Consider the following 1,228-nt stretch of genomic DNA (forward strand, 5'->3'; position numbering starts at 1 on the left):
AAAGGAGTAAATGATGACTCGTTTGGTTCCCTTATTTATTGATGGTGAGTTTCGTGAGTCTCAAACCTCAGATTGGGTTGAAGTCACCAATCCCGCCACCAATGACGTAATCGCGTATGTGCCATGTTCGACAAATGCTGAGATGAAAGCGGCCATCGAAAGTGCGCAAACGGCTTTTCAATCTTGGAAAGAGGTGGCGGTATCAGAGCGAGCGCGTTTGATGCTTCGCTATCAGCATCTTTTGAAAGCACATCATGATGAAATCGCGACCTTGCTTTCGCACGAAACGGGCAAAATCTTTGCCGATGCCAAAGGCGATGTTTGGCGCGGCATAGAAGTGGTTGAGCAAGCGGCCAACATTGCCAGCAACCTGATGGGAGAAACGGTCGAAAATGTCGCGACTGACATCGACAGCTACTCGATAATCCAGCCTTTGGGTGTGTGCTGCGGTATTACTCCGTTCAACTTTCCTGCCATGATCCCGTTGTGGATGTTTCCCATCGCAATCGCGAGCGGTAACACTTTCGTTCTTAAGCCTTCCGAGCAAGTGCCTTTGACCTCGATTCGCTTAGCTGAGCTTTTTGAAGAGGCGGGTGCGCCAAAAGGTGTGTTGCAGATCGTTCATGGCCGCAAAGAGCAAGTCGATTTCTTGCTTGCTCATCCCGATATTCGCGCGGTGTCTTTCGTCGGCTCAGTGCCTGTCGCGCAGTACATTTACACCACGGGAACTCAATACTTTAAACGCGTACAAGCCTTTGCTGGCGCTAAAAATCACATGGTTGTCATGCCTGATGCTAACAAAGAGCCCGTCATCAACAACTTGGTTGGGTCGTCGGTTGGGGCTGCAGGGCAACGTTGCATGGCGATTTCAGTCGCGGTGTTTGTTGGCGAGTCAAAAGCCTGGATTGCGGATCTCAAACAAGAAATGGCGAAAATCCATCCCGGCGCTTGGGATGATGAGGATGCAGCGTATGGTCCGTTGATCAGTGAGCAAGCCAAGCAGCGAGTTTTGGGTTTGATTGAGTTAGGCAAACAACAAGGTGCGGTGTGTGAACTTGATGGCAGCCAATGTGAAGTCGAAGGGTTTCCCGATGGTAATTGGATCGGGCCAACGCTGTTTAGCGGCGTAACGCCGAATATGTCGATTTACACCCAAGAGATTTTTGGCCCAGTTTTGGTCTGCATTGAAGTAGAGACGTTGCAAGAGGCGATCGATCTCGTCAATCGC

The 1,228-nt window shown here is 50.2% G+C and carries 1 protein-coding gene; it reads left to right on the top strand.

Annotated elements, in window-relative coordinates; genetic code table 11:
* Window positions 1-13: 13 nt before the first annotated feature.
* Window positions 14-1,228: CoA-acylating methylmalonate-semialdehyde dehydrogenase (locus R7M72_RS25080; RefSeq protein ID WP_318056457.1), on the top strand; the 1,215-nt coding region annotated here is incomplete at its 3' end.

The organism is Vibrio sp. YT-18 (assembly GCF_033337345.1).
GTDB lineage: Bacteria > Pseudomonadota > Gammaproteobacteria > Enterobacterales > Vibrionaceae > Vibrio > Vibrio alginolyticus.